Genomic DNA, 13,059 nt, shown 5'->3' with positions numbered 1-13,059 from the left:
TTCGCCATGCTGTCCTCCGTGAAGTCCCGCCCGCCCCAGGCCCCGCCCTGCCTGCCTTCAGGGTGAAGGCAGGAAGGCGGCGAAGGCCGCCGGCAGCGGCGCGTGTTCCAGGCTGCGCTGGGTGAACAGGAAGCGGCCATCGCAGACGAAGCCCAGATCGGCCCAGTCCACCGCGTTGAGCGCGGCGCAGAACGCCGCCAGGTCGATGTCGGCGTGGCGCAGAAACACCGCCAGTACCGCGCCGTCGTAGTCGGTGCAGTCGTGCACGAAAAACGGCTGCGCCACCCGCGTCTTGCCGTTCACATAGACCCGGGGCGCGGCGCTGCGGTGGTGCAGCCGCCCCCACAGCCACCAGTTCGACTCGTCGAAGCGGGTCACCTTGCGCTGCAGCAGGCGGGCCTTGTGCGGCGCCAGCACGGCCGGCGGCGGCTCGCCCGGCTCGCTCCAGATCATGCGCCGGGTGCGTCCGCTGCTGACCGTCGACGAGCACACGAAGTCGCGGTTGCCGTGGACGTCGTCGGCGTACAGCTCGTCCGCCCCCGACACCGCGCCGACCTTGACGAAGGCGAGCTCGGCCAGGCGCAGCGGGTAGTCGCCGCGGGCGAACATCAGGTGGCCGCCGCACTCGAGGAAATGGCGCGTCTGCCAGGCCGGCGCGGCAAGCGCGGCGTCAAGCGCGTCGCCGGTGCCGATCTCGCAGTAGCGCATCGTGCGCTCGGTGCAACCCTTTTCGAAGCGCCAGATCAGGCAGTTCGGCAGCGCGTCGGGAAAGACGCGGGCGTCGCCGAGTTCGATCGCCTCGGTGATCGAGCCGGCCTCGTACAGCAGGCGGTTGAGCTTTACCGCCGAGGTCGCCTTGAGGAAGTCGCGCGGCGTGATGAAGATCAGCTCGCCCCCCGGGGCGAGCTGGCGCACGCACTTCTCGATGAAGAACAGGTAGAGGTTGGAGCGCCCGTCGAGGCCGCGCCCGTGGCCGCCGCGTTCGATCAGCGCGCGGGTGGCGGGCGGGATGTCCTGGTAGCGCACGTAGGGCGGGTTGCCGATGATGGTGTCGAAGCGCTCGCCCTCGGGATAGGCAAAGAAGTCCATCGCCTGCGCCCCGGGCGGGCAGTGGTCGGCGTCCAGCTCGAGCCCGACCGCGCCCGGCAGGTGGCGCAGGAACGCGCCGTCGCCGCAGGACGGCTCCAGCACCCGGCCGGCGTTGCGGCGCAGCGCCAGCATCGCCCGCACCACGCTGTCGGGGGTGAACACCTGGCCGAAGGCGGCGACGTCGCGCAGCCCGAGGGCGAGCTGGGCGCTCACCGGACGACCCTCCCGTCACTACGCGATCTTCTCTCCGGGGCAGGTGAGCGTTTCCCTTCGGGCGGCCGTGCGGGCGCGCTTACGGCGCCCCCCGCGGCCGACGGCACGACGGGGAAGGGAAAGCAGGGGCGGGGCAGGATCATTTCGTCGCTAATCCGGTCTGATGCGGAAAATGCAGCACGATAAGCGCAGCGGACCCGGGGTGCAATCCCGCGCCGCCACCGCGGACCCGCGACCGGCCCTCTCCGCTGCATCGCCCCGGGGCTGCCAACCGGATACGGCCGATGTCGAGTTCTCTTCCCGCCCCTGAACAGCGCAAAGCACCCGCCCCTTCCGCCGACGCACTGCTCGAACTGATCGATGCCCTGGTACGCGAGTTGCAGCCGGGCAACCGCCTGCCGGCCGGGCTCGATAGCGCGCTCGACCGCGACCTCGGCCTCGACAGTCTCGCCCGCGTCGAGTTGCTCGCCCGCGTCGAACGCCGCTTCGCCGTCCGCCTTGCCGCCGAAACCCTGGGCACGTGCGAGACGCCGCGCCAGCTGCTGGGCGCCGTCGCACAGGCGGCGTGCGCCCCCCTGCCACCGCCTGCCGCTCCCGGCGCGCCCCTGCCGCCGCCCGCGCCTGCGCGCGGCGAGCCCGACGCCGCCGCCACCTTGCTGCAGGTCCTCGGATGGCACGCCGGGCGCCATCCCGAGCGCGTGCACGTGACCTTCTACGACCGCGACGAGCGCATCGAGACCCTCACTTACGGCGAACTCGCCGACGCCGCCGAACACACCGCAGGCGCCCTCTTCGCGCTCGGCCTGCACGCCGGCGACCGGGTCGCCCTGATGCTGCCCTCGGGGCTGGATTTTTTCCGCGCCTTCTTCGGCATCCTGAGCGCGGGCATGGTGCCGGTGCCGATCTATCCGCCGGCGCGCCCGAGCCAGCTCGAGGACCACCTGCAGCGCCAGGCCGGGATCCTGCGCAACTGCGAGGCGCGCGCATTGATCACCTTCGAGCGCGTGCGCCCGCTGGCGCGCATGCTCGCCGGCCTGGCGCCGGCCCTCGCCCACGTCGCGACCCCCGCCGGGCTGGCCGCGGCGCCCGCGCTCCGTCCGCTGCCGGCAAGCGCGGACGAGCTCGCCCTGATCCAGTACACCTCCGGCTCCACCGGCGAGCCGAAGGGGGTCATGCTGACCCACGCCAACCTGCTCAGCAACATCCGCGCCTGGGGCACGGTGGCGGCCCTGGACTCGAACGATGTGTGCGTGAGCTGGCTGCCGCTGTACCACGACATGGGCCTGATCGGCACCTGGATGGGCAGCCTCTACTACGCCTGCCCGCTGGTGCTGATGTCACCGCTCGATTTCCTCGCCCATCCCGAGCGCTGGCTATGGGCGATCCACCACCACCGCGGCACGGTGACCGCGGCCCCGAACTTCGCCTTCGAGCTGTGCGTCAAGCGCCTCGCCGACGCTGACCTCGACGGCCTCGACCTGTCGTGCTGGCGGCTCGCCGCCAACGGTGCCGAGCCGGTCAACCCCGATACCCTGCAGCGTTTCGCCGCCACCTTCGCCCCCTACGGCCTGCCGGCGACCACCGTCACTCCGGTGTACGGCCTCGCCGAATGCGCGGTCGGTCTGTGCGTGTCGCCGCCCGGCCGAGGCGCCGTCATCGACCGCGTCGAGCGCAGCGCGCTGCACCTTGGCGGTGACGCCGTGCGCGCCGCCGCCGACGACGGCGAGGCGCTGCGCTTTGTCTGCTGCGGAGCGCCGCTGCCCGGTCACGAAGTGCGCATCGTCGATGGCGCCGGCCATGTCCTCCCCGAGCGCAGGGTGGGCCACCTGGAGTTCCGCGGCCCGTCGGCGACCGCCGGCTATTACCGCAACCCGGCGGCGAGTGCGGCGCTGTTCGACGACGGCTGGCTCGTCACCGGCGACCACGCCTACCTTGCCGACGGCGAACTCTATGTCACCGGGCGGGCCAAGGAGGTGATCATCCGCGCCGGGCGCAACCTCTACCCCTACGACCTCGAGCAGGCGATCGGTGCGCTGCCCGGAGTGCGCAAGGGCTGTGTCGCGGTGTTCGGGGCCGGCACCGACGGCGGCGAAGAGCGCCTGATCGTCATCGCCGAGACCGCCGTCGACGATGCCGGCGCCCGCCACCGCCTGCAGCGGCAGATCGTCGCCGCGGCGCTGGCCGAGTTCGACCTCGCCCCGGACGCGGTGATCCTCGCCCCGCCGCACACGGTGCTGAAAACCTCGAGCGGCAAGATCCGCCGCGCAGCGCTGCGCGAGGCCTACCTCCGCGGCGGTCTCGACACCCCGCCCCGCCCGCCGTGGCTGCAGCTGCTGCGCCTGCAGCGGGCCAGCGCCCGTGCGCGGCTGCGCCGCCACCTGCAGGCCGTTCCCGCGGTCATGCGCGCGGCCTGGATGTGGGCCATGTTCGCGGCGCTGGCGCCGCTGGCGGTGGCGGCGATCCTGCTGCTACCGCGGCTCGACCAGCGGTGGACGGCGATCCACCGCCTCGCCCGCCTGTGCCAGCGCCTGTGCGGCTGCCCGCTGCGGGTCGAAGGCCTGCGCCATCTTCCCGCCGCGCCCTGCATCCTCGTCGCCAACCATGCCAGCTACATCGACGGGCTGGTGCTCGTCGCCGCCCTGCCGCAGCCGGTGCGCTTCGTCGCCAAGGCCGAGCTCGCCGGCAACCGCGTGCTCGGTCCGCTGTTCGCCCGCATGGACACCTGCTTCGTCAATCGCGCCGACTCCCGCCAGAGCGTGGAAGACAGCCGCCGTCTCGGCGCCCTCGCAAGCGCCGGCGCACCGCTGCTGTTCTTCGCCGAAGGCACGTTCACCGCGCAGGAAGGGCTGCGCGCGCTCCGCCTCGGCGCCTTCCAGAGCGCCATCGAACAAGCCCTGGCGGTGGTTCCGGTCGCCCTCGCCGGCACCCGCCGGGTCTTGCGCGACGGCAGCTGGCGGCCGCAGCCGGGCGCGCTCGCGGTCACCGTCTGCCCACCGCTGGCGCCGGCGGGCGAGGACTGGCACGCCCTGCTCGCCTTGCGCGATGCCACGCGGACATCGATCCTCGCCCGCTGCGGCGAAACCGACGCCGCGGCGCCGCGCTGAGGCCGCATCGCCCCGGGCACGGCCCGGTTCACAGCGCCGCCACCGCGGCCGTCACCCGGGCAATCAGCTCGGGGACACCCTGCAGCCGCAGCGTTTCCTCGGCCAGGATCGCCTCGAACGCCCGCTTCTTGAACGCCCGCAGTTCGCCCTCGCCGAGCCCGCCGTTGCCCGGGAGGGCGCCGGCGACGATGTCGATGAGGCGGTCGGCCGCGTGCAACCGCCCCCACAGGTAGTCGTTTTCGCGCGCCTTGCGGCTGAGGAAGCCGCCGAAGTTGCCGAACGAGGTGCCGAACAGCACCGCCTGCCCCCGCCCGACAGCGGCCAGGGTGGTCGCATCCTCGGGGCTGATGCGGTCGATTAGCACCTCTTCGAGCGGCCCGGTGCCGAGCGCGAGCGCCCCGAGCGCGGGGCGCAGGATCACGTCCCAGTAGAAGTAGCCGAGGTAGGCGGTGAGCAGCCGGCGCCGGCAGCTGGCGTCGATGCGCTGCACCCGCGGCGAGGCCAGGGCCGCGTCCATGTTGGCGTTCGATTCGGCGATCCCGCACTCGTCGCCGAGGCGCTCGATCAGGGCGCCGAGCGTCTGACCATGCTGGAGCACGAAATCCTGCACTACGCCGTCGACGAGCTCGCCCGCGTCCGGCGCTCCGGGGTGGAGCAGCGCGCGCGCCGCGGTGGCGGTCACCTCGTCGATGAAATCGCTGCCGTCGTAAATCGCCAGCCCGTCTAGGCATTCGTGGATTTCCGCCTTCACTTCGTCGAGCGTACCCGGGTCGGTGGCGCAGAAGGTGTCGAGCGGCAGGTACTGGTACAGGGCGTTGAGCTCGTGGAGCACGAAGTTGATCCGCCGCCGCTTGTACTCGATGCCGAAGCGGATGACCATGCGTGCGAAGCGCGGCATGTCGGCGTTCCCGTACACTTCGTCGGGGATGCGGTACTCGGTGCACAGCACGCCGTTGCACGCTGCCCATTCCTCCACCACCAGCTGCAGCCAGCGCGCCGCCGGCGATTCCTGGGAATAGCCGCACAGCTTGCGCAGCAAGCCGGCGACGAAATCGAGCGCCTCCAGCACCAGCGCCCGCCACCACGCGTTGTAGACGAGCGTGGAAGTGGCCAGCAGGTTGGTCGAAGTGAGCCGCCAGTGGCGCAGCTCGTCGAGCGTGTAGTGCCCGCCGAGCGCACCGGCGGTAGCCTGCTCGACCAGCGCCTCGACCTGCGGGCGGGTTTCCGCGATCGTCGCCTTGAGACGGCGGATCTGGCGGTTGTAGCGGCTGATCTCGGCCAGTTCGCTGTGCACCGGCTGCTGCCGGGGCAGGTCCGACAGCGCACCGCGCAAGGTCTCGAACCACCCCGGCACGGCCCCGGCCCCGGCTTCACGCTCGGTCTCGCGCCCGTACTGCGGGTCGGCGTGCGGATCGATGAAGATCAGCCGCCGGTCCACTTCGCGGAACGCCCGGTGCAGCCGGATGTGGCGTGCCGCCGCCATGATCGGCTTGTTGTCGAGCACGCTGCCGTCGAGCAGCACCAGCTCTTCCGGGTTCATGCCCTGCTCGCGGTAATGGCCGAAGTTGCGCTCGAGAAAGCGTTCGCGCGTCGGCCACGCCATTCCGCGCGCGGCCAGCAGGGCATCCATCTCCGCCATCCGCGCGGGCGGAAAGGCGCCGGGATAGGACGCCGAGGCGCGTGCGGCAAAAGCGAGCGAAGGCGCGTTGTCAAGGCCGAAGTCGCTCTCGATCACGCCGCTCTTGCGGTGTTCGCAGGAGAACTGCAGGACGTGGCGGTGCTCACGCTCGCGCAGCATCGGCGGGTCGTGGGTGAAGATCGTCCTGTCGATGCCGTGGTAGTCGGTGACCGTCACCGCCAGCGACAACTGAGTGCCCGACGGCAGCAGCGAGCGCGGCGCCCCGCCGGGCATTTCTTCCATCGCCAGCAGGCCATCGAGCAGCACCGCGCTCAGCCGGGTGCCGTCGAGCGGCGGGTTGAACCAGCGCGAACGCACGAAGCTCAGCACGCGCTCGGCCATCTCGTGGTCGGCGGTGGCGGGCAGCATGCCTTCGCGGCGCAGCCACGACAGCATCGGCCGCAGCAGGGGGCGGAAATACCACTTGTTCCAGGCCTTGGCGCGCGCTTCGGGGGCAATCAGGCGCTGCATGTCGGCTTCTTCCAGCCACAGCGTGGTCAATGTTTCCAGGCTGAGATCATGGGCCAGGGCTCGCGCCAGCGCGATGCCGTTGACCGCACCCGCCGACGAGCCCGAGACGACGTCGACCAGCACGCGCAGATCGACCACCCGCCCGAGACGCTTGAGGAGGTCGAAGTACACTTCCGCACTCAGGGCGTCGGTCTCGTCTCCGGCGCCACGCCCGGTACGGTCGCGGGCGCGGGCGAACACATGCGTCGCTGCCTGTTTGGCGGCGAGGCTGTCGGTGTCGTGGTAGGCCTTCGACGCACGCGCGAGGTTGAGCACCTCGCGGTTGATGCCGTGCTGGTAGATCGCGAGCGACACCCCGCCGAACAGCACCAGCGCCAGACGGAGTTCCTTTTCCTTCATCGTCGGTCCGCCTCCACGTCCACCGGGGAACACGCTTAAGCTCGCATCCGCTCCGCGCGGCGTCAAGCGCCCTCTTCCCGCCCCCCTTTCTTCCCACCCCTCTTCCCGGCGCCGGACCGCCAGCGGCAAACTCCTGCCGCCGCCGGCTCCGTGTTTGCCTATACTTCGAGAACCTCCGCCAACAACATCACAAGGAAGCCCGCATGTCCACCTGGTACCCCGATAACGCGCAATCCATCGGCCGCACCCCGCTGGTGCGCCTGAACCGCATCCTCGACGGCGCCCAGGCGACCGTGCTGGCCAAGATCGAAGGCCGCAACCCGGCCTATTCGGTCAAATGCCGCATCGGTGCCGCCATGGTGCAGGACGCCGAAGCCCGCGGCCTGCTCGGCCCCGGCAAGGAAGTCGTCGAACCCACCAGCGGCAACACCGGCATCGCGCTCGCCTTCGTCTGCGCGGCGAAGGGCATCCCGCTGACCCTGACCATGCCCGAGACGATGAGCATCGAACGGCGCAAGCTGCTGGTCGCCTTCGGCGCCAAGCTGGTACTGACCGAAGGCGCCAAGGGCATGAACGGCGCGATCGCGAAGGCGCAGGAGATCGTCGCTTCCGACCCCGGACGCTACGTGCTGCTGCAGCAGTTCGAGAACCCGGCCAACCCGGCGATCCACGAAACCACCACCGGCCCCGAAATCTGGAACGACACCGACGGCGCGATCGACATCCTGGTATCGGGCGTCGGCACCGGCGGCACCATCACCGGCGTGTCGCGCTACATCAAGCGCACGCGCGACAAGGCGATCCGCTCGATCGCGGTGGAGCCGGCAGCCAGCCCGGTGCTGAGCCAGACCCTCGCCGGCGAGCCGCTCAAGCCCGGACCGCACAAGATCCAGGGGCTGGGCGCGGGCTTCGTGCCCAAGGTGCTCGATCTGTCGCTGGTCGACGGCGTCGAGCAGGTGAGCAACGAGGAAGCGGTGGAATACGCCCTGCGCCTGGCCCGCGAGGAAGGCATCCTGTCGGGCATCTCCTGCGGCGCCGCGGTCGCCGCCGCAGCACGGCTGGCCCGTCTGCCGGAAAACGCCGGCAAGATCATCGTCGTGATCCTGCCCGACTCGGGCGAGCGCTACCTCAGCTCGATCCTGTTCGAAGGCCTGTTCGACACCAGCGGGCTGGCGATCTGAGCTCGCGGCACGGGCCGGCGCATGCCGATCCTGGTCAAGCGCATCCATGACGCCGCCGCCCCCGGCGACGGCTGTCGGGTGCTGGTGGACCGGCTGTGGCCGCGCGGGCTGACGAAAGCGCGCGCGGCGGTCGACCTGTGGCTGCGCGAGCTCGCCCCATCGACCGCGCTGCGCCAGTGGTTCGGGCACGATCCGGCGCGCTGGGACGAATTCCGCCGTCGCTACGCCGCCGAGCTCGAAGGTGAAGGGCCGGCGCCAGCGCTGGCCCAACTGCACGAACTGCGCGCCCGCCACCCGGTCCTGACCCTGCTCTACGCCGCCCGCGACCCCGAGCACAACAACGCGGTCGCGCTGCGCGCCTGGCTCGAAGCCGCAGACGACGACACCGCCGCGGCGCCATGAGCGCCAGCAGCCACGAGCCCGCCCTTCTCCGCCTGCAGTGCGGACTGGCGCTGGTGGTGGGCGCCGCCCTGATCGCCTCGGGCATCGCCCCCCACGACCGTGCCACCTGGTTCCTCGAAGTCGCGCCGGTGCTGATCGCCGCGCCCATCCTGTATGCCACCCGCGAGCGCTTCCCGCTGACGCCGCTGCTCTACCTGCTGATCGCGCTTCACGCCCTGGTGCTGATCTACGGCGGCACCTACACCTACGCCCGCGTGCCGCTCGGCTTCTGGCTGCAGGACGCGCTGGCGCTGGCACGCAATCCCTACGACAAGATCGGCCACTTCATGCAGGGCCTGGTGCCGGCGATGGTGGCGCGCGAGATCCTGCTGCGCGGCGCCTTCGTCCGGCGCGGCGCGATGGCTGCATTCCTGTGCATCTGCGTCGCCCTCGCGGTGAGCGCCGTCTACGAGCTGATCGAATGGTGGGCGGCACTCGTCCTCGGCGGCGGCGCGGTCGACTTCCTCGGCACCCAGGGCGACCCCTGGGACACCCAGGCCGACATGTTCTGGGCCCTGATCGGCGCCGGCGCCGCGCTCGCGCTGCTCGCACGCCGCCACGACCGCCAGCTCGGCGAGCGCTACCGGCTACCGGCCGGCGGTGAGCGCGCTGACCGGCCGGACCCGCATTCCTGACACCCCCCCTGCACGGCAGGCGCCGTTTTCGGCACGTCCGTTCGTTGCTGCCCAGCGGCGGCCCTTCAGCGCAGACCGCAACGCAGCACGACGAGGACCGGAACGCCCAGCCCGGCCCAACTCAGCACGTCGCCGGCGCCGTCGGCGACAAGGCCGGCAATCAGGCCGACGGCGCTCAGCAGCGCAATGACCAGCGGCCATCCCCAGATGCGCATCATGCGCCTCCTCCTTGCGCAGCGCTGCGCTTGAGCCACAGGTACAGCCCGCTGCCGAGCACAACGATGGTGATCAGATCGAGCAGCGCCCACAGCAGCTTCAGCGGCAGGCCGCCGTAGTCGCCGAAGTGCAGCGGCTCGGAGAGCTGGAACACGGTCACGTACCACGGTCGGGCGCTGGCCTCGAGCACCGTGCCATCATCCGCGTCGACGAGCAGGGCGCGGGTCAGGCGCGAGGTCAGCGGGGTGTCGCCGCGCAGCATCACGGCGAAGTGCTCCGGTGTCGCGCGCAGCGTGCCGGGCCAGGCGATCATCGCCACCTCCATGCCCGGCGAGGCGGTGAGCACCCGCTCGGTGGCGCGCTGCAGGCTGCCGTCGGCGGCCGGGGCGTCCGCGGCATTCGGGGCGAGCAGCACGCGCGTGTCGCCCGCCTGCAGCGCCGCCACCTGCTCGGCCTGCCAGGCCTTGAAGATCAGGTCGGCCCAGGTGTTGACGACGCCGGTGAAGCCCACCACCAGCGCCCACACCAGCGTGACGATGCCGAGCAGGTTGTGCAGGTCCAGCCAGCGCGTGCGCGGTGCGCGCTCGCGGCGCACGGTGCCGAAGTCGAGCCGGCGCATGAGCGGCGCGTAGAGCACCGTGCCGGACACGATCGACAGCACCAGCAGCAGCCCCATGAAGCCGAGGAAGAGCTTGCCCGCCAGGCCGGCATACAGGTCGACATGCAGGCGGTACATCACGCTCATGAAGCCCTCGCCGAAGCGCGGCTCGCCGAGGAGCCCGGCGCTGCGGGCGTCCACCAGGACCAGGCGCGAAGCCGTCTCGTCGGTGTCCACCCGGGTGTCGAGCTTGACGTACCACAGGTCGGGGGCGTCCTCTTCGGCGAAGAAGTACAGCGGCACCCGCCCGGGATGGGCCTCGACCGCGGCCTGCGCGACACGGTCGAGGACGGCGCGCGGCGTGCCGGGCGGCATCGCCGGGGCCTCGATCTCGTCGCCGGCGAGATGGTCGATCTCGTGCGAGAAGATCAGCGGCAGGCCGGTCAGGCACAGCAGCAGCATGAACACGGTGCACACGAGGCTGGTCCACTTGTGGATCCAGCCCCAGCGGCGCAGGGCGAGTGCGCTCATCAGAAATCGATCGAGGCGCTGATGGTCACGGTGCGCGGTGCGCCCAGCACCAGGTAGTTGGCGTTCGGATAGCCGCCCACCGACGCCCAGTAGTCGCGGTCGGCGAGGTTGTCGATGCGCGCGCGCAGCGTGACGACCTCGCCGCCCACCTCGGTGATGTAGCGCGCGCCGACGTCCAGACGCGTCCAGGAGGGCACTTCCAGCGTATTGGCGGCGTTCGCGTACTGGCTGCTGGTGTGCACCGCGCGGCCGGTCAGGACCAGGCCGGGCATGCCGGGAACGTCCCATTCGGCGCCGACGTTGAGTTGGGCGCGCGGTACGCCGATGGCGCGCTTGCCGTCGGTGGCCCCGCCCTGGGTGTCGGTCTGGCGGGCGTCGAGGAAGGTCGCGCCGCCGAGCAGGCGCAGGCCGCGCGCCGCCTCGCCGAACACGGTCAGCTCCAGGCCGCGGTTGCGCTGCTGGCCGCCGTCGCCGAAGACGCCGTTGTCGACCACGCTGAACGGCCGGCGGGTGGTGAACAGCGACAGGCTGCCGCCGATGTGACCGCCGTCGTACTTCACGCCGACCTCGGTCTGCTTGGAGACATACGGGTCGAGCGCCGCGCCGGCGTTGAGCACCGGCTGGCCGCCAAAGGTGGCGGGCGCGACATCGCCCTTGACCAGGGCCTCGATGTAGTTGGCGTACAGCGAGGTGCGCGGACTGGCCTTGAACACGACGCCGGCGATCGGCGTGTTGGCGCGTTCGCGGTAGGCCGAGGCGCGCGCACCGGTGTTGTAGTCGTAGGTGCGCGCTTCGATGGTCTGGTTGCGCACACCCAGGGTGAGCAGCACGCGCTCGTCGGCGAAACCCAGGGTGTCGGCCACGGCGACGCTGGAGTTGCGGGTGCGTTCGGTGACGTGCGGCGAATCGAGGCTGCCACCGGTGAAGAAGTCGGCCGCGGGCATCGCGACATCGACCGGATCGTGGAGGTTGCCGGCGAAGCCGGCGAAGCTCGAGAAGGCGTAGGCGTTGCGTGCCTTCAGACGGAAGGCGCTGGCCGAGACCACCCACTGGTGGGATACCGCGCCGGTCTGCAGGGCGCCGCGGATGCCGGCCTCGCCGGTGGCGACGTCCTCGTCGCGGACGTTGTCGAAGCGGTAGGACGAGGTCACGCCGGCCGCGTCCGAGCGCGGGTTGGCGAGGCGGTTCTTCTCGGCGCCTTCGCGCACCCCGGCCGCCAGCCAGGCGGTCGTCGTTTCGCCGAGGTCGAGCTCGCCGCGGAAGGTGCCGAACGCCTGGCGCTCGCGCGAGAAGGTCCACGGCTGGGCGAAGTTGTCGTTGGCGTCGGGTGCGTCCGGGATGCCGCCCCTCGGTGTGACGCTCGGGCGCGGCGCGTCGATGTCGTGGTCCTGGTAGCCGACATCGGCGGACAGGCGAAAGTGCTCGCCGCGCTGGTCGAGGCCGACGGCGAACATGTCGAGGCGGCGCTTTTCGTCGTCCACGGCAGTCTCGCCGTCGCGCCGGGCGGCGTTCACGCGCACGCCGAACTGCCCGTCGGTGCCGAAGCGGCGCCCGAGGTCGGCCGCCACATGGGCGTGGCCGCCATGCTCGGCGCCGATCGTGAGCCGGGTCAGGGCTTCGTTGGGCGCACGCTTGGGCAGCAGGTTGATCGCCCCGCCGACGCCGCTGCCGCCGGGCGCAGCACCGTTCAGGAAGGTATTGGCGCCGCGGAACACCTCGACCCGCTCGAGGAACTCGGCGGCCACATACTGGCGCGGCAGCAGGCCGTACAGGCCGTTGTAGGCGACGTCGTCGGAAAACACCGGGAAGCCGCGGATCACGTACAGCTCCTGGAAGTTGCCGAAGCCGCGCGCCACCCGCACCGACGGGTCGTTCTGCACCACGTCCGAGACACTGCGCGCCTGCTGGTCCTGCATCAGCTCCGCTGTGTAGGCGGTGCTGGTGAACGGCGTGTCCATGATGTCCTGGTTGCCGAGGATACCGACCCGCCCGCCGCGCGCGACCTGGTGGCCGGCATAAGCGGGCGGCAGGCCGCCGGCCGAGGCGTCGGCGCTGGCACTGACGACGACTGCACCGAGCCGGGCCGGCACTTCGCCGGTCGCGCCCGCCTCGATCGTGTAGGTGCGCTCGTCCTGCGCGCGCAGGCGCAGGCCGCTACCGGCGAGCAGGCGCTCGAGCGCCTCGCGTGCGGTGAATTCGCCCTGCAGCGCGGGGGCGATTCGGCTTTCGGTGACACCGGAGGCGAAGAACACCTGGATGCCGGCACGGCGGGCGACCTCGTTGACGGCACGTTCGAGCGGCTCGGCTGGCTGGTCGAAGCGCATCGTCGCCGATTGGGCGTGAACGGCGCAGGCAAACAGGACGCCGGCGGCGAGGGCGGAAAGGCGGGCGCCGAAGGCGGCGCGGGCTTGGAGTCGGGGCACGTGGGTTCCTTGAACAAAGAGGGCTTCAGGAACCCTGTCGAAGCGGTGGGGTGCAAACCCTACCCGCCGGGCGAAAAAAA

Annotated in this window: 9 protein-coding genes; 4 read left to right on the top strand and 5 right to left on the bottom strand. The window is 71.3% G+C overall.

The genetic code is table 11. The features are described from left to right. Nucleotides 1-57: 57 nt before the first annotated feature. A complete protein-coding gene (locus Tchl_RS06685; RefSeq protein ID WP_075147710.1) occupies nucleotides 58-1,302 on the bottom strand; it encodes an Eco57I restriction-modification methylase domain-containing protein in 1,245 nt (414 codons plus the stop codon). A gap of 284 nt (nucleotides 1,303-1,586) precedes the next feature. Here Tchl_RS06685 and Tchl_RS06680 point away from each other — a divergent pair, with 284 nt between their 5' ends. After that, the gene (locus tag Tchl_RS06680; protein WP_075147709.1) at nucleotides 1,587-4,406 is read left to right on the top strand and encodes an AMP-binding protein; all 2,820 of its coding nucleotides are present in this window, start codon (nucleotides 1,587-1,589) and stop codon (nucleotides 4,404-4,406) included. A gap of 28 nt (nucleotides 4,407-4,434) precedes the next feature. Here the strand turns inward: Tchl_RS06680 and Tchl_RS06675 are convergent, their stop codons facing one another. Further along, the gene (locus Tchl_RS06675; RefSeq protein WP_075147708.1) at nucleotides 4,435-6,954 is read right to left on the bottom strand and encodes a patatin-like protein; all 2,520 of its coding nucleotides are present in this window, start codon (nucleotides 6,952-6,954) and stop codon (nucleotides 4,435-4,437) included. 203 nt (nucleotides 6,955-7,157) lie between these two features. Here Tchl_RS06675 and cysK point away from each other — a divergent pair, with 203 nt between their 5' ends. The 3 genes from cysK to Tchl_RS06660 are packed head-to-tail and all read left to right on the top strand — an operon-like array spanning nucleotide 7,158 to nucleotide 9,211. After that, the gene (gene cysK / locus Tchl_RS06670) at nucleotides 7,158-8,135 is read left to right on the top strand and encodes a cysteine synthase A (protein WP_075147707.1); all 978 of its coding nucleotides are present in this window, start codon (nucleotides 7,158-7,160) and stop codon (nucleotides 8,133-8,135) included. Nucleotides 8,136-8,156: 21 nt separating this feature from the next. Next, the gene (locus tag Tchl_RS06665; protein WP_075147706.1) at nucleotides 8,157-8,537 is read left to right on the top strand and encodes a DUF488 domain-containing protein; all 381 of its coding nucleotides are present in this window, start codon (nucleotides 8,157-8,159) and stop codon (nucleotides 8,535-8,537) included. After that, the gene (locus Tchl_RS06660; protein ID WP_075147705.1) at nucleotides 8,534-9,211 is read left to right on the top strand and encodes a DUF2238 domain-containing protein; all 678 of its coding nucleotides are present in this window, start codon (nucleotides 8,534-8,536) and stop codon (nucleotides 9,209-9,211) included. The genes Tchl_RS06665 and Tchl_RS06660 overlap by 4 nt, the downstream gene beginning before the upstream one ends. A 65-nt stretch (nucleotides 9,212-9,276) precedes the next feature. Here the strand turns inward: Tchl_RS06660 and Tchl_RS17940 are convergent, their stop codons facing one another. From Tchl_RS17940 to Tchl_RS06650, 3 genes are read right to left on the bottom strand one after another with little or no spacing between them, the layout of a single operon-like run. Next, nucleotides 9,277-9,429, bottom strand: a complete 153-nt coding sequence (locus Tchl_RS17940; RefSeq protein WP_198158997.1) for a hypothetical protein — start codon at nucleotides 9,427-9,429, stop codon at nucleotides 9,277-9,279. Beyond that, nucleotides 9,426-10,556, bottom strand: a complete 1,131-nt coding sequence (locus Tchl_RS06655) for a PepSY-associated TM helix domain-containing protein (RefSeq protein ID WP_075147704.1) — start codon at nucleotides 10,554-10,556, stop codon at nucleotides 9,426-9,428. The genes Tchl_RS17940 and Tchl_RS06655 overlap by 4 nt, the downstream gene beginning before the upstream one ends. Continuing rightward, nucleotides 10,556-12,979, bottom strand: a complete 2,424-nt coding sequence (locus Tchl_RS06650; RefSeq protein ID WP_198158996.1) for a TonB-dependent receptor — start codon at nucleotides 12,977-12,979, stop codon at nucleotides 10,556-10,558. The genes Tchl_RS06655 and Tchl_RS06650 overlap by 1 nt, the downstream gene beginning before the upstream one ends. Between the last annotated feature and the right edge of the window lie 80 nt (nucleotides 12,980-13,059).

It is taken from the genome of Thauera chlorobenzoica (assembly GCF_001922305.1).
GTDB lineage: Bacteria > Pseudomonadota > Gammaproteobacteria > Burkholderiales > Rhodocyclaceae > Thauera > Thauera chlorobenzoica.
This window is presented reverse-complemented; position numbering and strand designations above follow the sequence as displayed.

Excerpts from the sequence above, each read along its gene's own strand:
- cysK (WP_075147707.1), top strand. The coding sequence starts at position 7,158 with ATGTCCACCTGGTACCCCGATAACGCGCAATCCATCGGCCGCACCCCG.
- Tchl_RS06655 (WP_075147704.1), bottom strand. The coding sequence starts at position 10,556 with ATGAGCGCACTCGCCCTGCGCCGCTGGGGCTGGATCCACAAGTGGACC.
- Tchl_RS06665 (WP_075147706.1), top strand. The coding sequence starts at position 8,157 with ATGCCGATCCTGGTCAAGCGCATCCATGACGCCGCCGCCCCCGGCGAC.
- Tchl_RS06680 (WP_075147709.1), top strand. The coding sequence starts at position 1,587 with ATGTCGAGTTCTCTTCCCGCCCCTGAACAGCGCAAAGCACCCGCCCCT.
- Tchl_RS06675 (WP_075147708.1), bottom strand. The coding sequence starts at position 6,954 with ATGAAGGAAAAGGAACTCCGTCTGGCGCTGGTGCTGTTCGGCGGGGTG.
- Tchl_RS06660 (WP_075147705.1), top strand. The coding sequence starts at position 8,534 with ATGAGCGCCAGCAGCCACGAGCCCGCCCTTCTCCGCCTGCAGTGCGGA.
- Tchl_RS17940 (WP_198158997.1), bottom strand. The coding sequence starts at position 9,429 with ATGATGCGCATCTGGGGATGGCCGCTGGTCATTGCGCTGCTGAGCGCC.